The sequence below is a fragment of the Aquabacterium sp. OR-4 genome (assembly GCF_025290835.2).
In the GTDB taxonomy this organism is placed as follows: Bacteria; Pseudomonadota; Gammaproteobacteria; order Burkholderiales; family Burkholderiaceae_C; genus Pseudaquabacterium.
Genome location: NZ_JAOCQD020000001.1, coordinates 1,388,972 through 1,406,971, shown reverse-complemented (window position 1 = coordinate 1,406,971; position 18,000 = coordinate 1,388,972). Strand labels below are relative to the sequence as shown.

Below are 18,000 nucleotides of genomic sequence, written 5' to 3'. Positions count from 1 at the left end.
TCCTTCGAGACCGACCCCATGAGCCAACAGATCCGCAACATCGCCATCATCGCCCACGTCGACCATGGCAAGACCACCATGGTGGACCAGCTGCTGCGCCAGAGCGGCACCTTCGCCGACCATGAGAAGGTGGTCGACACCGTCATGGACAGCAATGCCATCGAGCGTGAGCGCGGCATCACCATCCTGGCCAAGAACTGCGCGGTCAGCTGGGAAGGCACCCACATCAACATCGTCGACACGCCCGGACACGCCGACTTCGGCGGCGAGGTCGAGCGTGCGCTGAGCATGGTGGACGGCGTGGTGCTGCTGATCGACGCCCAGGAAGGCCCGATGCCGCAGACCCGCTTCGTGACCAAGAAGGCGCTGGCCCTGGGCCTGAAGCCGATCGTGGTGGTGAACAAGGTGGACAAGCCGGGCGCCAAGCCCGACGCGGTGATCAATGCCGCGTTCGATCTGTTCGACAAGCTGGGCGCCAACGACGAGCAGCTCGACTTTCCGGTGGTCTACGCCTCGGGCATCAACGGCTGGACCTCGCTGGTCGAAGGCGCGCCCGGCGAGCAGTGGGGCCCCGACATGTCGGCGCTGTTCAACACCATCCTGAAGCATGTGCCGGCGCAAAAGGGTGATCCCGAGGCGCCGCTGCAGCTGCAGATCTCGGCGCTGGACTACTCCACCTTCGTCGGCCGCATCGGCGTGGGCCGCATCAGCCAGGGCACCATCAAGCCGGGCATGAGCGTGGCGGTGATGGAAGGTCCCGACGGCAAGAGCGTGACCGGCCGCGTCAACCAGGTGCTGACCTTCCAGGGCCTCGACCGTGTGCAGGTCACCGAAGCCGGCCCGGGCAACATCGTGCTGATCAACGGCCTCGAGGACATCGGCATCGGCGTCACCGTCACCGACCCGGCGCGCCCGGCACCGCTGCCGATGCTCAAGGTGGACGAGCCGACGCTGACGATGAACTTCTGCGTCAACACCAGCCCGCTGGCCGGCCGCGAAGGCAAGTACGTCACCAGCCGCCAGATCTGGGATCGCCTGCAGAAAGAACTGCAGAGCAACGTGGCGCTGCGCGTCTCGGAAACCAGCGAAGACGGCATCTTCGAGGTGATGGGCCGCGGCGAACTGCACCTGACCATCCTGCTCGAGAACATGCGCCGTGAAGGCTACGAGCTGGCCGTGAGCAAGCCGCGCGTGGTGTTCCACAACGTCAATGGCGAGAAGCACGAGCCGATCGAGCTGGTGACCGCCGACGTTGAAGAGCAGCACCAGGGCGGCGTGATGCAGGCACTGGGCGAGCGCAAGGGCGAGCTGGTGAACATGGAGCCCGATGGCCGTGGCCGCGTGCGCCTGGAGTACCGCATTCCGGCGCGTGGCCTGATCGGCTTCTCGAACGAGTTCCTGAACCTGACCCGCGGCTCGGGCCTGATCAGCAACATCTTCGACGGCTACGAAGCCCACAAGGGTGACATCGCCGGCCGCAAGAACGGCGTGCTGATCAGCATGGACGCGGGCGAGATCTTCACCTACGCGCTGGGCAAGCTCGACGACCGCGGCCGCATGTTCGTCAAGCCGAACGACCCGGTGTACGAGGGCATGATCGTCGGCATCCACAGCCGCGACAACGATCTGGTGGTCAACGCCACGCGCACCAAGCAGCTGACCAACTTCCGCGTCTCGGGCAAGGAAGACGCGATCAAGATCACGCCGCCGATCGAGCTGACGCTGGAATACGGCGTCGAGTTCATCGAGGACGATGAGCTGGTCGAGATCACGCCCAAGAGCATCCGGGTGCGCAAGCGCCACCTGTCCGAGCACGACCGCAAGCGTGCCCAGCGCGAAAGCGCCTGAGCGGGCGATGGTGCGGGCCGCCCGGCGGCCCGCGGGCTGACACGACCCCATGACGCTGAACCACTCGCGCGCCGTGGCGCTGATGCTGCTGATCACGCTGATGTGGAGCATCGCGGGCGTGGTGTCGCGGCATTTCGAGGCCGCGCGCGGCTTCGAGGTGACCTTCTGGCGCAGCGCCTTCAATGTGCTGGCGCTGGTGGTGGTGCTGGGCGCCTTGCGCGGGCGCGCGCTGTGGCGCGACCTGCGCCACGGCGGCTGGCCGCTGTGGGCCTCGGGCCTGTGTTGGATGGTGATGTACACCAACTTCATGTTGGCCATCACCATGACCACCGTGGCCACGGTGCTGATCACGATGTCGATCGCGCCGCTGCTCACTGCCTTGTTCTCGCGCGTGTTTCTGCGCCACGCAATGCCGCTGCGCACCTGGCTGGCGATTGCCGTGGCCGGTGCCGGCATCGCCTGGATGTTCGGCAGCCAGGCGCTGGCGCAAAACGCCGGCGGCGGCTCGATGGCCGGTGCGCTGGTGGCGCTGGGCGTGCCGATTGCCGGCGCCAGCAACTTCACGCTGCTGCAGTGGCTGCACCAGCGCCATGCCGCCGATCCTGCCGTGGCCGAGCCCGAGATGCTGCCGGCGGTGCTGATCGGCGCGCTGCTGTCGGCGCTGCTCACGCTTCCGATGGCCCTGCCGTTTCAGGCCACTGGGCACGACCTGTCGCTGCTGGCCATGCTGGGCCTGGTGCAGCTGGCCATTCCCTGCCTGCTGGTGGTGCGCGTGGCCAAGGTGCTGCCGGCGCCCGAGATCTCGCTGCTGGGCCTGCTGGAGGTGATCTTCGGCGTGCTGTGGGCCTGGCTGGGGGCCGGCGAGGCGCCCGGCGCCACTGCGCTGCAGGGCGGGGCGCTGGTGATCGGCGCCCTGCTGGCCAACGAGGCCGTGGCCCTGCGTGGCCGCCGCCTGGCCGCGCAGCCGGTACCCACGGCCTGACACTGCGCACCGGCGCTGCGGCCGCTTGCCGCGGCCCAGCATGACGTGCTGCGGCAGATCATCCCGGCAAGCCGACCTGCGCCCGCGCTGAGCACGCTGCCCAGCGGTCACAATGAGGCCATGCCGCGCCGCGCCCGAACCGATTTGCCCTACCCGCGGCTGGTGGGCCATGTGGATGGCAGCGAGGCGCACTTTGCGCTGGTGCCCGCCGAAGGCCAGCCACTCGAGGCCGTGGCCCGCCTGGCCTGCGCCGCCCATGCCACGCTGGACGACGCGGTGCAGGCCTACCTGGCCACGCTGAGCGGGCCGCCGCCGCGTGCCGCCGCGCTGGGCCTGGCCACCGCCGTCACCGGCGACCGGGTGCGCATGACGAACCATGGCTGGGCCTTCTCGACCCGCGAGCTGCGGCGTGCGCTCGCGCTCGACGAGTTGCTGGTCATCAACGACTTTTCGGCCCTGGCGCTGGCGCTGCCGCTGCTGCAGCCGTCGGCGCTGCGCGCGGTGGGCGTGGGCGCTGGCGTGCCCGGCGCGCCGGTGGCCTTGATCGGGCCATGCACCGGCCTGGGCGTGTCGGGCCTGCTGCCCTCGCTGGACGGGCGCCTGCCGGTGCCGCTGGGCGGCGAAGGCGGGCATGCCTCGCTGTCGGCCCAGGACGCCGACGAGGCCGCGGTGCTGGCCCTGTTGCAGCGCCGCTTTGGCCATGTGTCGGCCGAGCGGGCGCTGTCGGTGCCCGGGCTGCTGAACCTGGCCCAGGCCGTGGCCCAGCTGCGTGGCGAGCCCTGCGCCGCCGATCAGCCTGACGAGGTGCTGCAGGCCGGCCTGGCCGGCAACGATGCGGTGTGCCTACAGGCCTTGCAGCTGTTTGCCAGCCTGCTGGGCAGCACCGCCGGCAACCTGGCGCTCACACTGGGCGCGCGCGGCGGGGTCTACCTGGGCGGGCCGCTGGTGCCACGCCTGGGCCGCTGGCTCGACCGATCGCTGTTTCGCGAGCGCTTCGAGGGCAAGGGCCGGCTGCGCGCCTACCTGCGCGCCATTCCCACCTGGGTGCTGTCCCCCGGGCCGCTGCCGGGCCTGATGGGCGCGGCGCGGGCGCTCACGCTGCTGAGCCCGGCCTCGCCGTTGACCACCGCCGGCGCCGCACGGCGTGGCCCGCGTGGCAGCCGGCGCGCCACGGCCACGGTGCTGCAAACCTTGCCGCCGCTGGCCGCGCCGGCCGAAGCGGGGCTTCCCGCCTTGCCGGCCCAGGATTGAATCTTTGCCGGCGCATGCCGCGCCCGCTGCACGACCCGACCGACACCATGCCGATCCACCGCCCGCTTGCCGACTGGAACTCGCCCCACACTGCCGACCCCGATGCCCCGCTGGTGCTGCGCTTTGCCGCCGTCGGCGATGTGGTGCTGCTCACCGCGCTGCTGGCCGCACTGGCCCAGCGCTATGGCCGGCCGGTGCACCTGCTGTCCTCGGGCGCCTGGACGCCGGTGCTGCTGGGCCACGACCCCGCCGTGGCCGAGCTGCGCCTGCTGAGCAGCCGCCGCGCGCCGTACTGGCTCACGCCCTCGCAATGGGCGGCGCGGCGCTACATCCGCGCGCACCGCGGCCCGGTGTACCTGTGCGACCCCGACATCTACGCCCAGCGCGTGATCGACGGTGCCGGCGTGCCCGAGTCACGCCTGGTGCGGGCCTGGCAGCACTGGCCGGGCGACGGCATCCACTGGGTTGACTGGTGGCTGCAGATTGCCGCGCTGGATGCCCCGGCCGTGCCCGGCCCGGCGCAGCCCGTCAGCGTGCCGGCGCATCCGCGCCTGGCCGTGCCGCCCGAGTGGCATGCGCAGGCTGAAGCCTGGCTGGCGGCCCAGGGCCTGCTGGGCCGGCCGCTGGTGCTGGTGCAGCCCGGGCACAAGAAGACCTACAAGCGCGGCAAGGTGGGCACCACCACGCACGACAAGCACTGGCCCGCCGAGCACTGGGCGGCGGTGATCCGCGGCATGCTGCAAAGCCTGCCGCAGGCAGCGGTGCTGCTCAATGGCGCGCCCCGCGAGGCGGCGCTGGTGCAGGACATCATCGACGCCGTGGACGCGCCGGCCGGGCCCCACCGCCTGGTGAACCTGGCGCGTGAAGACACGCCCTTGTCGCGCCTGGCGGCGCTGGCCGCGCGCGCACACAGCATGGTGTCGGTGGACACCGGCCCGGCCCATGTGGCCGGCGCGATGGACTGCCCGCTGGTGGCCTTGTACGGCCAGGCCGGCTGGGGCCGCTGGAAGGCCCGCGCGCCGCACAGCACGGTGATCGCGCTGGGCCCCGAAGCGCCCACCTCGGGTGCGCGGTTGATGGACCTGAGCCCCGAGGCCGTGTTGGCCGCCTGGCGCAGCCTGCCGGCGCGCAGGGCCGTCCAATGAGCGCGCCGCTCAACCCGGCCGGTGGTCAGGCTCCGTCGGGCCTGGCAGCCTCCGGCCCGGCACCAGGCGGGCCGGCACCAAGCGGCTCGGCACCAGGCGGCCCGCAGTTGGCCCTGGTGGCCCTGCTGGTGCCCGAGTACGCGCCGGCCATCGCGTTTTTCACCCAGGCGCTGGGCTTCACCCTGCGCGAGGACCGCGACATGGGCGCTGGCAAGCGCTGGGTGGTGGTGGCGCCCGCGGGCGGGCAGGGAACGGCCTTGCTGCTGGCGCGGGCCAGCGGCGCCGAGCAGCAGGCCGGCATCGGCCGCCAGGGTGCCGGCCGGGTGTGGCTGTTCTTGCACACCGACGACTTTGCGCGCGACGCCGCGCGCCTGCAGGCCCATGGCGCGCGCTTTGCCGAGCCGCCCCGCCATGAGCCCTATGGCACGGTGGCTGTGTTCGAAGACCCCTGGGGCAACCGCTGGGACTTGATCCAGCCGGCCGGTTGAAAGGTGCGCCCCCGGCGCTTCGCCCCGGCCTCCACCCAGGGGGCACCCAGGGCTGCTGACGGCTGCCTGCTGTTTGCTGTTTGCTGTCTGCTGTCTGCTGTTTGCTGTCTGCTGTTTGCTGACCACCCGCCGCTTCAGCGCGGCGCCTGGCGCGCAAAGAAGCGCCAGATCTCCTCGGTGGCATCCAGCGCGGTGGCGTTCGTGCTGCGGCCGCGCGGCTTGGTGCCGCCGGGCCAGGAGTGGCCGCCGCCGTCGGTGCTGCACCATTGCACGGCGCTGCCGTCGCGGCAGGGCGCGCGCTGCTCGCACAGCGCGCCATCGGTTTTCAGCACGGTCTGGGGCGCCGCGGCCGGGCAGCCGTTGCGCTGTGACCAGCGCGCCACCGTGTCGGCCACCGAGCTGTAGTCGGTTTCCTGGCGCGAGGGCTTGCCGGCGCCGCCGTCGTACAGCACGCGCTCGTCGTCGCGGGCGTGGATGTGCAGCACCGACACCGCCTGCGCCGGCGTGCACTGGTGCGTGTTGTCGGTGCCGGCCACTGCGGCGATGGCCAGAAAGCGCTGCGGCAGCTCGCAGGCCAGGCGGTAGGCCATCATGCCGCCGTTGGACATGCCGGTGGCGAACACGCGGCGCTCGTCGATCGCCCACTGGCCGCGCAGGCTGTCGATCAGCGCGGCGATGAAGCCCACGTCGTCGCTGCCCTGGTCGCGCGCAGCGCCGCAGCAGCGCCCGGCGTTCCAGGTGGCCAGGTGACCGCCCCGAAAGCGGCTGTAGCCATTGGGAAACACCACGATGAAGCCGTGCCGCTCGGCGGCGCTGATCCAGCCGTAGTAGCGCTCATCGGCCTGGATGTCCATGCTGCCGCCGCCGCCGTGCATCGACACCACCAGCGGCAGCGGCCGCTGCGGGTCGTAGCTGGCCGGCACATGCACGCGGTACAGGCGGGTGGTGCCGCCATGGGGCAGGCTGGCGCGGTGGCTGCCCGGGCCGGCGCTGAACGCGGAGTCGGCACCCGCCGCTTGCGCCGGGTTGGCAGCCGCCGCCTGCGACGGGTTGGCGGCCAGCGCTGGGGCGCCGGGCAGGCCCAGGCACAGCAGGCCCAGGAATCGCAGGCCGAGCCTCAGCCGCGGCGCGTTGCCCCGCCGCAGCCACCCCCTTGCACGGTGCCACCAGGTGGCAAGGCGGCGCTGCTGGGGCAAGGGCAGGGTGGTCATGCGGGGTCGAAGGTGGGGGTGGAAGGTGGGGGGCCAGGGCATTGTGGTCTGCGCCCCGCGCGGCCGCCGTGTCGCTGCATGACGCCATGTGACAGGCCTGTCGTGATGCGCCACCACCGCCCCGGAGGGGGGGCTGAGGCAGGCGTCAGCGCAGGCGCCTGGTGCGGCGGATCGCCTGACGCACATCAAGCGCGGCCGCTGGCTCCGGGACAACACCGTGCCGACGCGGCCGGCCCGCAACCTAGGATGCCGGCATGAAACAGCTCAGCGGCCTGGACGCGACCTTTCTGTTCCTTGAAACCGAGGCCATGCCGATGCATGTGGGCTCGGCCCATGTGTTCGAGCTGCCGCCGGGCACGCGGGGCAAGTACGTCACGCGCTTGCGTCAGCACCTGGCCGAGCGCCTGCCGCTGGCCCCGGTGCTGCGCCGGCGCCTGTGGTGGATGCCGCTGAACCTGGCCAATCCCGCCTGGGTGGATGCCGAGCCCGACCTGAGCTGGCATGTCGTCGAGCTGAAGCTGCCCGAGGCACGTGCGCGCGGCCAGGCCCGCAGCACCGACCCGGCCGCCACGATGGCCGCCTTCGAGAAACGGGTGGGCGAGCTGCATGCGCTGCGGCTGGACCGCACCCGCCCGCTGTGGCGCATGCATGTCATCGAGGGGCTGCCGCCCGGTCCGCGGGGCGAGCGCCGCGTCGGCGTCTACACCCAGCTGCACCACGCGGCGGTGGACGGCCAGGCCGCGGTGGCGCTGGCCGGTGTCCTGATGGACCTGCATCCCGAGGGGCGCAAGCTCGAGCTGCGGCCCAGCCAGCGCCGCAAGGTGTTCGAGCTGGGCTCGGCCACCATGCTGCGCAGTGCGCTGGCCAACGAGGCGGCGCAGGTGCTGCGCATCGTCAAGGGCCTGCCCGGCACCGTGGGCACCCTGGCCGGCGCGGCCGGCGACGCGCTGCGGCACACGGCCTTGCTGGGCGATGGCCGCGGCAGCGCCATCGGCAACCTGTCGCTGGCGCCGCGCACGCTGTTCAACGTCAACGTGGGCACCGGCCGCAGCTTTGCCGGCCTGAGCCTGCCGCTGTCCACGCTCAAGGAGGTGGCGCACGCCCAGGGCGTCACGCTCAACGACCTGGTGCTGTACCTGTGCAGCACCGCGCTGCGGCGCTACCTGGCCCAGCACGATGCGCTGCCGCGCAAGAGCCTGATCGCCGCGGTGCCGGTCACGCTGCGCGAGAAGGGCGACGCCTCGCCCGACAACCAGGCCTCGATGAGCCAGGTGAGCCTGGGCACGCACCTGTCCGACCCGCGCCGCCGCCTGGCCCACATCAAGGCCGCCACCACCGCCATGAAGGCCACCATGGGCAGCCTGAAGAGCGTTCTTCCGACCGACTTTCCGTCGATCGGCGTGCCCTGGCTGATGGAGGCCCTGACCGCGCTGTACGGCAAGGCGCGGGTGGCCGAGCGGTTGCCCCAGCTGGCCAATGTGGTGATCAGCAACGTGCCCGGCCCGCCGGTGCCGCTGTACCTGGCGGGCGCGCGCATGCTCAGCAACTGGCCCACGTCGATCGTGGCCCATGGCCTGGCGCTGAACATCACGGTCGAGAGCTACGACACGCAGATGGATTTCGGCCTGGTGGCCGATGCCGCGGCCGCACCCGATCTGCGCCGGCTGGCCGAAGCCATCCAGTCGGCCTTTGACGAGCTTCCGCTGCTGGCCCCTCGCCGCCGCGCCAGCGGTGCCGCCGCCAGCCTGCCCGAGCTGGCCCGCAGCGGCCGCAAGATGGCCGGCCAGGTGGTCAGTCAGGTGGCCAGCCAGATGGTGGGCAGCGTGGCCGACGGCGTGATGCAGCGCGTGGGCGGCGTGGTCAAGTCGGCGGTGGGGGCGGTGACCCAGGGCGCGGTGCGTGGCGCCCTGCAAGGTGTGGCGGCAGCGCGGCGGCCCAAGGCTGCTGCGACACCGCCGCCGGGCCCGGCCCCCAAGGCCGTGGCAGCACGCAAGCGGGCCAAGCCGGCCGGCCTGCGATGATGGCGCCTGCATCGCAGGCAAACCATCGCAGGGCAGGGCATGAGGATCAGCGCCAACGGCATCGCCATCGAAGTCGACATCCAGGGCCCGCCCGGCGGCGAGCCGCTGCTGTTGATCATGGGCCTGGGCATGCAGCTCACCGGCTGGCCCGACGAGCTGGTGGCCGATCTGGCGGGGCGCGGCTACCGCGTGATCCGCTTCGACAACCGCGACGCCGGCCTCAGCCAGCGCTTTGACGAGGCCGGCATGCCCAGCCTGTGGCGTGCCGCGCTGCGCCACACGCTGCAGCTGCATGTGCCGTCGCCCTACCGGCTGCGCGACATGGCCGACGACAGCGTGGGCGTGCTCGACGCGCTGGGCATCGAGCGGGCGCATGTGTGCGGCGCCTCGATGGGCGGCATGATCGCCCAGCATGTGGCGGCGCGGCACCCCGCGCGGGTGAAGAGCCTGGCACTGATCATGACCACCAGCGGCCACTGGCGCCTGCCGCAGCCGGGCTGGACGGTGCGCCAGGCCCTGCTGCGCCGGCCGCGCAGCAACAGCCTGCCCGACGTGGTGGCGCACCTCAGCAGCCTGTTCGGGCTGATTGGCAGCCCCGACTGGCGCGACGATCCGGCCCGCGTGCGCGAGCGCATGCAAGCCGCGGTGCAACGCGCCTGGCACCCCGCCGGCACCGCCCGCCAGCTGGTGGCCGTGGCCGCCGATGGCGACCGCTCGCCGCTGCTGGGCCAGATCCACCAGCCGACCCAGGTGATCCACGGCGCTGCCGATCCGCTGGTGCCACCGGCGGGCGGGCACGATCTGGCGCGCAAGATCCACGGCGCGCGGCTCGAGCTGATCGACGGCATGGGCCACGACCTGCCACTGGCGCTGCTGCCGCGCATCGCTGCGCTGATTGCCACCAATGCCGAGCGCGCCGCGGCCTGAGGCCCGCGTGGCAAGGCCCGGCAGACGGGTGCCGGCAGCGGCTGCGGCAAGCCTGGCCTTGGCCGGCCTGTTGCTGACCGGCACGCTGTCGCATGCCGTCGACCTGAACGCCCTGTGGGACTTTCGCCAGCCGCTGCGCAGCCTGGGCCGGCTGGACGAGGCCTTGCAGCTGCAGCAGCGTCTGGCAGCAGACAATACGGCCGCCGGCACGCCCGACCCGTACGTGTTGGACGAGCTGGCCGAGTTGCACCGAGCCCAAGGCCGCGAGCCCGAAGCCCGCGCTGCCGCGGCCCAGGCCGCCGCGCTGCGGGCCATGCGCTGAGTCGCTCGCCCCCCGCCAGGGCGCGGCCCTGGTCCGTTTCATCCTGTCCCGATGTGCCTGCCGGCGCCTGCCGCCGGACTGGCGCCGCATTTGCTGCCTGCCCTTGAACCCGCCTGCTGCCCAATCCGTGCCACTGAGCCCCTGGCGCCTGTCGGTCGCGCCGATGATGGATTGGACGGTGTCTTAAAAAATCATCGTTGAATCAACGTGTTGCAGCGATTGTTTTGGGGTCGTTGCATTTTCGTTGCACTGTAAGTGCGGGAAAGCGCTTGAGTTCGGGGCCGAGTTGCACTTTCCAGAACGTCGTCAGCGCCTGAGGCGTCGGCGGGGATGCCAGTCCAGCATGCCCATGGCTGACTTGACTGTACGGCTTATATCCGTATGATTTGAGGCTTGTACTAGGAGAACCGACATGGGCGCGCTCGCACTCAAAGATGCTCGCATGGAGCTCAAGACCACCAAGGAAGCCAAGGAGCTGCTGAGCAAGGCCGCCGTCCTGGGCGGCATGGACCTGTCGTCCTTCATGCTGTCGACCGCCATGGAAAAGGCTCGTGCGATCTTGCTCGACCACACCTCCATCCAGCTCTCGGTGCAGGGGCAGGCGCAGTTGGCCAGCGTGCTGCAGACGCCGGTTGCTCCGACCGAGGCCATGAAGGAACTGCGCCGCACGCCCCGCTTGAAAGTGCGTGAATGAGTTTTTTCATCACTCGCTTCGATCCGGGGGCGAAGTATGGGGGCTACAACCAGTTCGATTGCCAGCACGCCGTCATCAACAAGTTCGTCAAGGACTCGCTCAAGAAGCAGGTCAAACAGGGCTTGAGCGTGGCCTACGCGCTGCTGGAGGAGGATGGGGCCACGCAGCGATTCGCCGGCTTCTTCACGATCGCCAGCCACACCATTGCACTGTCGGCGCTGGGCGCCCTGCAGCGTGGCGGTCTCCCCAAAACCATTCCCTGTGTCCGCTTGATCATGCTCGGGGTTCACCATGCCGATGCAGGCCAGGGTCTTGGCTTGCAGCTCATGAACCATGCGCTGGACATCGTGAAGGTGGGGGCGCAGAGCATAGGGAGTTACGGCTTGTACCTGGATGCCGACGCGGGGGCGTTCGGTTTCTATCAGAAGCTGGGCTTTGTGCCGCTGGAGGGCGACAAGAGCCCGGCGCCTTCGCCGATGTTTCTGCCCATGTCGGCGATTCCCTGAGTCAGGCTGGCTACAGGGCATCGATCCCTTGATTGCCAGCCGCGAGCGTGGGCATTCGTCGGGTCAGACCGAGGCCACTCAACCAACAAGACAGGTGCATGGGTTCCACGATGAGGCTCGCCGACCGCATGCGTCAGTCGATTCGACGTCGATCTGGTCATGTCGTGCTGCGCGCCGAGCTCGCGCCCCTGGGCAGCGCATCGCAGGTTTCGCGAGCCCTGAAGACGCTTCAGCGCGACGGGGAGTTGCTTCGCCTGGGCGCAGGCGTCTATGCCAAGGCCCGTCGGGACGAATCCACGCACGAGGTAACGCCGGTGGTGGATGCCGAGACACTGGGGCGCGAGGTGGCGCACAAGCTCAAGGCAAAGGTGATCGACGGCGGTGATGGCACGCTGGTGCTGGATACGGGCGACCGTCGTGTTTCGCGCAAGCTGGCTCTGGGCCATGGCGCCGTGCATTACGTCAATGATCGCAATCGCAGGGCCTTCACGGCAACCAGAAAGAAGCTGAGTGACACAGCCCCTTTCCCGACCGCCGATGTGGGCAGCTATGTGCGAGGGCTTGCGGCCTTTCACGGGGTCCGGTATGAGCCGACGGCCGCCGATCAATGGGCCGAGACCGTAACCAGCTTGGCCGGAGACGACGTGCGTTCCGGCCCGGTGCAGGATCTGCTGGTCGCCCTCAAGCGTGCCGGCAAGCTGACCAAGGACGACATGGCGACGTTGCTCGTGAACTACCTGCGGGAGCGAAAGCAGGGTGTTTGATCCGTTCAAGGATTTCCAGACGTCGACTATGGCCATCCGTTTCTGGATGGCAATGGCCGTACCATGCTGGTGGTCCACACCGAGTTGTGTCATCGCGCCGGGTTCTGCATCGAATGGCACCGAACGAGCAAGTTAGATTACCTGACCGGACTGAGCGCCGAGATCGCTATGTAGGCGTCACAAGCTGAGTCCTCGGGCGGAACCGAGCTTCTTTCTGCGGTCTGCAAATCGCCGTTTGGCGCAGTCGCTGGTGGCTGTATGCCGGCGTCAATGCTGGCACTCAACGATGGCTGTCATGTGGTGTCGGTTGGGAGGGTGGCCTCAATGAATCTTTTCAATCCTTCCGGATGAGTAGCGACCAGTCTGCGGCAATAGTCGCCGTCCGCATGGTTGGCCGTTGCGCCCGTTGCACTTGAAATTTGTTTGGCCGCCCCAATAGTCTCCAGATGGAGATATCGGCAAGTAAATCAACTAAACCCTTCCGGGTACTATGCCTGGACGGCGGCGGCATGCGTGGGGTCTATCAGGCAGCGTACCTTGCAACCTTTGCGGGGCGTGTGGCCAAGCAGGCCGGGTGCGCAAATGCTTCGCTGGACATCGGCAAGGCGTTCGACCTGATTGTTGGTACTAGCACCGGCGGCATTGTCGCCAGCGCCCTGGCCAAAGGCATCCCACTGCAGGCGGTGCAGGACCTTTACGCCGAATACGGTGGAAAGATCTTTCCCTATCAGAAGCTACGGTCGACGCCCGTCATCGGGAACTTCGTGATTCGCAATTTCGGTTTCGGACTGCGCAAGGGTGAAGTTGCCTTGCGCGAGGCGCTCCGCACTAAGTTGGGTACTACTACCGTCGGTGAGGTATACGAGACCCGCAAGATTGCCTTGGCTATCCCGACCCTCGACCTCAACCGCCACGCGGCGGTGGTCTTCAAAACCAAGCACCTGAATCGTTTGAATGGCCGCGACGACACCCGCACGCTGGTCGATGTCTGCATGGCCAGTACGGCAGCTCCCATCCTGCGCTCGATGGCTCAACTGGACGAACCGGGCGGCGATGGCGCAACTACGGCCACCTACGTTGACGGTGGTCTCTGGGCTAACAACCCTGGCTTAGTCGGCATGATGGAAGCGGTCGAGATCCTCCATGACCGCAAGGAGGAACGCCCGATCCAGCTCTTCATGCTTGGCACCCTGCCTGCCCAAGGCGGCGAAGAAGTCACCGCCAGAGGTCGCTACCGGGCCGCGCCAGGCTGGAAGTTCGGCCTGAAGGCTATCGAAGCGGGTATGAACGCTCAAGCCGTGGGCTACGGCTACCTCACTAACAAGGTTGCAGAGCTGCGTCACGATGGCAGCTTCGCGTATCGCCTCCCTGCCCAATGCCCGTCCAAGGCGTTGCAAGAGCTGTTGTCCAACATGGACGACGCTCGCCCGAAGCTACTCAACGCGCTCGCGCGTCAGGCCATTTCCGACGTCGACTACGCATGGGCAGGCCAAGCGCATAACCCGCACTTGCTGGCCTTCCGAGCCGCGCTTTCCGAGTCCCAGCCACACATATAGAAAAGGAGGAGCTATGGCTGACATCAACTGCAACGCCGAGATGACGGCGTACCACCGTGACGAGGTCACCCTATCCCTGAATCAACAGCGGGACATGCGTACGCGCCGCGATGCAGGCCGCACTAGGCTCGAGAACGGGCTCGACACCGCCGAGAAGCCTCAGCCCCGGGAGGTCCGTTCGCAGGGTTCCTATCAAATGCGCACCATGGTGCAAGACCCAGAGAACGACTACGACATCGACGACGGGGCGTATTTCCGACATGACGATCTGAAGGACGACGACGGCCTGGACCTGTCGCCGCTGGTCGCCCGCCAGCGGGTGTGTGACGCCCTCAAGTGGGACGGCCGCTTCAAACAGGAGGCCGAGGTGAAAAGCAACTGCGTTCGCCAAGCGTACGCCGCGGGCTATCACATTGACGTGCCCGTGTACCGGGTCATGATCGTAAAGGACTGGCAGGGTAACGAAACCGAGCGGTACGAACTGGCCAGCGGCGATGCGTGGGTCATCTCGGACGCTCGAGCCGTGACGCGTTGGTTCAACAACAAGGTCAAGGAGCTCAACGAGAACGACAGCGAACTGAACGAAGGCCAAGCGGACGGCAGCCAGCTGCGACGCGTCACCAAGCTGACCAAGAAATTTGCGCGACGCGCTGACTGGAAGGCGAAGACCACCAGCGGCATCACCATCACCAAGCTGGTCGTTGACCATTTCGTGGCCAGCGCCGACCGCGATGACACGTCGCTGCGCGAGACCTGGAAGAAGATCAACGCTGCGCTGGTCTGGTCCACGCAGGTCGCCCACCCCGTCGTGGACAAGAACCTGGCGGAGAGTGGTGATGAGCAGGTGACGCACTTCCGTACCTGCTTGAAGGCGGCGCTGGACACGCTCGCAGCGCTCGACAAGGACGATTGCACCCGCGCTCAGGCTCGCCAGGCATGGGATGACGTCTTTGACACGACGTTCTTCTCCGACCAGCCTGATCCGGATGCGTCCAAGAAGGCGGCTGCCGGCGGCTCGGTTATGGAGGTGACGAAGGTCGAAACCGCGCGGCGCGACGATGGTGGGGGGCGCTTCGGCTGATGGCATCGCATGAGGTAATCACCGCCATCGAGGCTGAGATACAAAGCCAGCGTGCCGGTCGATGGCGGCGCCTGACCACCGAGGAGTTGCATCAGCAGTCGCCCCATGCTTTTGATAGCGGTTGGCGCGTGGAGGTCGCGGAAGGCGAGATCCGACCGGCGGGGGTGGATCACTTCCTCGTGGTCATCGATGCAGCGTTCCCAAATTCCCAGCCGCGGATACTTGCGCCGGGCATGGGCAGCGACTTTCGGTGGCCTCATGTCGAGCCCAAAGGTCTTTTGTGCCTGCGGCCAACGTCGGTGGCAGCACCTGCTGCCGATCGTATTCGTCTCCACCTCGGCGACGCGCTGGAACTACTGAATTATCCCGAGCACAAGTGCTCGGCGGAGTTCGAACGGGAGTTCGGCGCGTACTGGGCACAGCAGGCGACTCGGTCGCAAGACAGCCTGCGCGTGGTCAGCCTTGTCAAGCCAGGTGGCAAATCCCGCCAAGTCTTCTTTCATCTGGACAACCGGTTGTCGAGGCTGGTGGTCGCAGACACCAAGGCAGAAGTCAAGGTATGGCTCAACAGCGCGGGTTCGCCGATTGGCGACCGTGACCTCCTGCCGGGTCTGCTCGTGCGGCTCAAGAAGCCTTGGGCTCCAGCCGAGTTTCCAAAGACCGTCGGCGATACCGTCAAGGGCCTGCCCGAGGACGCCGTGCGCGCAACACTGCTGCCCGGACGAAGGTCGTTGTTCCTGTTCGAGGCCACGACGGTCACTGGGCCCGTTTTCGCGGCGGTGCTGGCCGCCGGGGCCAAGAGCGACAAGATCAAGAACGGCTTCCGCAGTTGGAACCAGGTGCCCCTCGAGCACATCAAGCGTGCCATGGCGCAACAGCGCGTTGAGCGCGTGGTGGTCAGCCGGGTTGATGCTCCGTGGATCCACGGCCGAGGCCATTCCACCGAGCAGGCTCCACTGCAGGCCTGCAAGGTGGCGGTGATTGGCTGCGGCTCTGTCGGCTCTGAGGTCGCTGAGTTACTCGCCAAGGCCGGTGTCGGCGAGCTGAGCTTAGTCGATAGCGATGACCTGATGTCCGCCAACGTGGGCCGCCACCTACTTGGAATTTCCTACCTCGGTTGGAACAAGGCCAAGGGCGTGGCGACCGAGCTGCGGCGGCGGCTGCCGCACCTGAAGATTGGGTCGACGTTCACGTCGAAGTTCGAGCGTCTCCAACCTGCGGAGCTGGATCGGCTCGCTGGAATGGACGTGATCGTGACGGCAGGGCTCGACATCGAGGGAGAGGCTGCTGTCAACGCCTGGCGGCAAACACTTGCGCACCCTCCGGCATATCTCAGCACTTGGGTGGAGGCATACGCGCTCGTCGGTCATGCGGTGCTGTTGTTCGGGAAGGATGATTTGATGACTCGGTTCGATGGCGAAAGGCCCGCATTTCGGCTGACGGATTGGCCCTCCGGCACCGGCGGCTTGATCGTCGAAGCAGGTTGCGGCAATGTGTTCCAACCTCACGGCGCGGTCGACCTTCAGACGTCGATTGCCATGGCCGCGAAGCTCGCCTTAGACGCGCTTCTGGGCCGGGTTCCTATGTCATGCCGGCGCGTCTGGTTCGGCGATAGGGAGGCAGTGGTAGCGCACGGCGGCTTCGCCCGCGAAGGCTTCACTGAAGTCAACGCCATGCGGCAGTTTTCGTGGTGAACTTGTTTCGCCGCGCGCGCGTCGTGGTACCTCCGGCAATCGGGCACATTGCGGACGTCGATCAGCGAGTTCGGCTGTGCTCCGAAGTCTTGTCGCACGTGCGTGGGCTTCGGCAGCTTTCATCGAGGGCGACCGAAGCAGGCGGTCAGCTGTTCGGCACCATAACGGCGGAACTCATAGACGTCACCAAGGCAACTGGCCCATACGCCGGCGATGAACGCTCGCGCTATCGATACCGATCAGGTCCCGCTGCAGCACAGCGCGCCATCCAAGAACAGTCGCAGGCAGGCCTGCTGTACCTCGGCGAATGGCACACGCATGCCGAGGACCTACCTGGCGCGTCGGGATTGGACGACGATGCGATGCAATTGCTTCTGGCGCGATCTCAACTGAACAGCAACGCGCTGTTAATGCTTATCGTCGGCCGCGAGGAAACCGTAGCTGGCCTCGCGTTGTTCACGGTGGCGCCAGAGCGTGTATACCGATGGACACTCGGTTTGTAGGCATAGCCATTAGCGCGGCACCACTATGGACAGCCATCGCCCCACTCACACCTGGCATCGTTTCCACGTATCCTCAGCCTGTTCCCGAGCCTTGTCGATCAGCTTCGCCAGGTCGCCGACATGGATGACGTAGGGCGCCTTCTGGGACTTGTTGAGCCGGAATACCGGAAGGGGCAATTCGCCTTGTGCCGCCTGCCGCATGGCCTCCTGCCGGCTGAGCCCGAGGTAGTCGACGCAGATGCGATCCAGCGACACGGTGGGGCCATCAAAGACGGCCATGAGTGCGAATGCGGTGTTCACAGTGCCACCTCCGGCAGCGCTGCGTTCATCAGCGTGAAGGTGACGGCTGCGCGTGCGAACAGCTTTTCCTGGTGGTCAGGGCCCCCGACTTCGCGCGCCTTTTCGTCCAGCAGCAGAAGTTGACCGTGGAACTGTGCGAGCAGGTTGAACTGGGCCTCGGTGTTGTGATCGACGCCACCGGCTGTATGGTCGAGCAGCTGGCTCAGCGTCCATTCGAGGCGACGCTCCACCTCGGCCTGAAGGTTTTCAGCACGTGTTTTCTCAGGCGCGATGAAACCCTGGCGAGGTGACTCGGGCACCGAGTTGTCGCACGATTCGCAGACGGGGAACTGTAGGACGGTGAGGGCATAGCCGGTGAGGCTGCCGGATTTCTGGCAATCGTGCATGGTGATCCAAGGTTCGATTTCCCCGAGGGGGAAAGAACCGGGTCACCGTTCGTCGCAACTTTGCGCTCCTGATCCCCTTACCCAGAATTGGGGGATACGAACCGGATCTACTGATGTCCGACCGTCCACCGCCCCAAGAGAACTTGTTCTTGGGCTCCGTCGTGGATCAGAGGGCTACCTCTGATGTCGTCAGTGCACTTTATGAAGTCCCTTCACTGCCTGCTGCGATCCCGTGCACCCATACGCCGCATCAGACTCTTTTTCGCTCAGGGACGTCGTCAGTATCTGGATACATCGCACCTTGGGTCAAGAAATCCGCGT

General features: G+C 67.7%; 18 protein-coding genes. 15 read left to right on the top strand and 3 right to left on the bottom strand.

The features are described 5' to 3' along the window. Positions 1 to 18: 18 nt before the first annotated feature. From typA to N4G63_RS05975, 5 genes are all read left to right on the top strand, one after another. Entirely contained in the window at positions 19 to 1,848 is a 1,830-nt protein-coding gene (gene typA / locus N4G63_RS05995; RefSeq protein ID WP_260785618.1) for a translational GTPase TypA, read from the top strand. Positions 1,849 to 1,897: 49 nt separating this feature from the next. Next, entirely contained in the window at positions 1,898 to 2,830 is a 933-nt protein-coding gene (locus tag N4G63_RS05990) for a DMT family transporter (protein WP_260785619.1), read from the top strand. A 120-nt stretch (positions 2,831 to 2,950) separates the two neighbouring features. After that, entirely contained in the window at positions 2,951 to 4,081 is a 1,131-nt protein-coding gene (glk, locus tag N4G63_RS05985) for a glucokinase (protein WP_260785620.1), read from the top strand. Between the two features lie 14 nt (positions 4,082 to 4,095). Beyond that, on the top strand, positions 4,096 to 5,226 hold the full coding sequence (locus tag N4G63_RS05980; protein ID WP_260785621.1) for a glycosyltransferase family 9 protein: 1,131 nt from the start codon (positions 4,096 to 4,098) through the stop codon (positions 5,224 to 5,226). A gap of 116 nt (positions 5,227 to 5,342) precedes the next feature. Next, positions 5,343 to 5,714: a VOC family protein gene (locus N4G63_RS05975; RefSeq protein ID WP_260786671.1), complete on the top strand. Its 372-nt coding sequence runs from the start codon at positions 5,343 to 5,345 to the stop codon at positions 5,712 to 5,714. A 134-nt stretch (positions 5,715 to 5,848) separates the two neighbouring features. Here the strand turns inward: N4G63_RS05975 and N4G63_RS05970 are convergent, their stop codons facing one another. Continuing rightward, positions 5,849 to 6,925 (bottom strand): extracellular catalytic domain type 1 short-chain-length polyhydroxyalkanoate depolymerase, encoded by a 1,077-nt coding sequence (locus N4G63_RS05970; RefSeq protein WP_260785622.1) that lies wholly within the window; start codon positions 6,923 to 6,925, stop codon positions 5,849 to 5,851. A 254-nt stretch (positions 6,926 to 7,179) separates the two neighbouring features. Here N4G63_RS05970 and N4G63_RS05965 point away from each other — a divergent pair, with 254 nt between their 5' ends. From N4G63_RS05965 to N4G63_RS05920, 10 genes are all read left to right on the top strand, one after another. Then, positions 7,180 to 8,946 (top strand): wax ester/triacylglycerol synthase family O-acyltransferase, encoded by a 1,767-nt coding sequence (locus tag N4G63_RS05965; RefSeq protein ID WP_314599462.1) that lies wholly within the window; start codon positions 7,180 to 7,182, stop codon positions 8,944 to 8,946. A 39-nt stretch (positions 8,947 to 8,985) separates the two neighbouring features. Then, positions 8,986 to 9,873, top strand: coding sequence for an alpha/beta fold hydrolase (locus N4G63_RS05960; RefSeq protein WP_260785624.1), 888 nt, complete (start codon positions 8,986 to 8,988; stop codon positions 9,871 to 9,873). Positions 9,874 to 9,931: 58 nt separating this feature from the next. Next, a complete protein-coding gene (locus N4G63_RS05955) occupies positions 9,932 to 10,195 on the top strand; it encodes a hypothetical protein (protein ID WP_260785625.1) in 264 nt (87 codons plus the stop codon). Positions 10,196 to 10,607: 412 nt separating this feature from the next. Then, complete coding sequence (locus N4G63_RS05950) at positions 10,608 to 10,889, top strand: type II toxin-antitoxin system TacA family antitoxin (protein ID WP_166158810.1); 282 nt, start codon at positions 10,608 to 10,610, stop codon at positions 10,887 to 10,889. After that, positions 10,886 to 11,395, top strand: coding sequence for a GNAT family N-acetyltransferase (locus N4G63_RS05945; protein WP_087748557.1), 510 nt, complete (start codon positions 10,886 to 10,888; stop codon positions 11,393 to 11,395). Before N4G63_RS05950 ends, N4G63_RS05945 begins: the two co-directional genes overlap by 4 nt. Before the next feature lie 98 nt (positions 11,396 to 11,493). Further along, entirely contained in the window at positions 11,494 to 12,159 is a 666-nt protein-coding gene (locus N4G63_RS05940; RefSeq protein WP_260785627.1) for a DUF6088 family protein, read from the top strand. Between the two features lie 446 nt (positions 12,160 to 12,605). After that, a complete protein-coding gene (locus tag N4G63_RS05935) occupies positions 12,606 to 13,715 on the top strand; it encodes a patatin-like phospholipase family protein (protein WP_314599461.1) in 1,110 nt (369 codons plus the stop codon). A gap of 13 nt (positions 13,716 to 13,728) precedes the next feature. Further along, positions 13,729 to 14,796 (top strand): cyclic GMP-AMP synthase DncV-like nucleotidyltransferase, encoded by a 1,068-nt coding sequence (locus tag N4G63_RS05930; RefSeq protein WP_260785629.1) that lies wholly within the window; start codon positions 13,729 to 13,731, stop codon positions 14,794 to 14,796. Next, positions 14,796 to 16,490 (top strand): ThiF family adenylyltransferase, encoded by a 1,695-nt coding sequence (locus N4G63_RS05925; RefSeq protein WP_260785630.1) that lies wholly within the window; start codon positions 14,796 to 14,798, stop codon positions 16,488 to 16,490. Before N4G63_RS05930 ends, N4G63_RS05925 begins: the two co-directional genes overlap by 1 nt. Continuing rightward, positions 16,487 to 16,993 (top strand): Mov34/MPN/PAD-1 family protein, encoded by a 507-nt coding sequence (locus N4G63_RS05920; RefSeq protein ID WP_260785631.1) that lies wholly within the window; start codon positions 16,487 to 16,489, stop codon positions 16,991 to 16,993. The genes N4G63_RS05925 and N4G63_RS05920 overlap by 4 nt, the downstream gene beginning before the upstream one ends. Before the next feature lie 45 nt (positions 16,994 to 17,038). Here N4G63_RS05920 and N4G63_RS05915 read toward each other — a convergent pair whose 3' ends face one another. Continuing rightward, a complete protein-coding gene (locus N4G63_RS05915; RefSeq protein WP_260785632.1) occupies positions 17,039 to 17,293 on the bottom strand; it encodes a pyocin activator PrtN family protein in 255 nt (84 codons plus the stop codon). After that, a complete protein-coding gene (locus N4G63_RS05910) occupies positions 17,290 to 17,679 on the bottom strand; it encodes a hypothetical protein (protein WP_260785633.1) in 390 nt (129 codons plus the stop codon). The genes N4G63_RS05915 and N4G63_RS05910 overlap by 4 nt, the downstream gene beginning before the upstream one ends. Between the last annotated feature and the right edge of the window lie 321 nt (positions 17,680 to 18,000).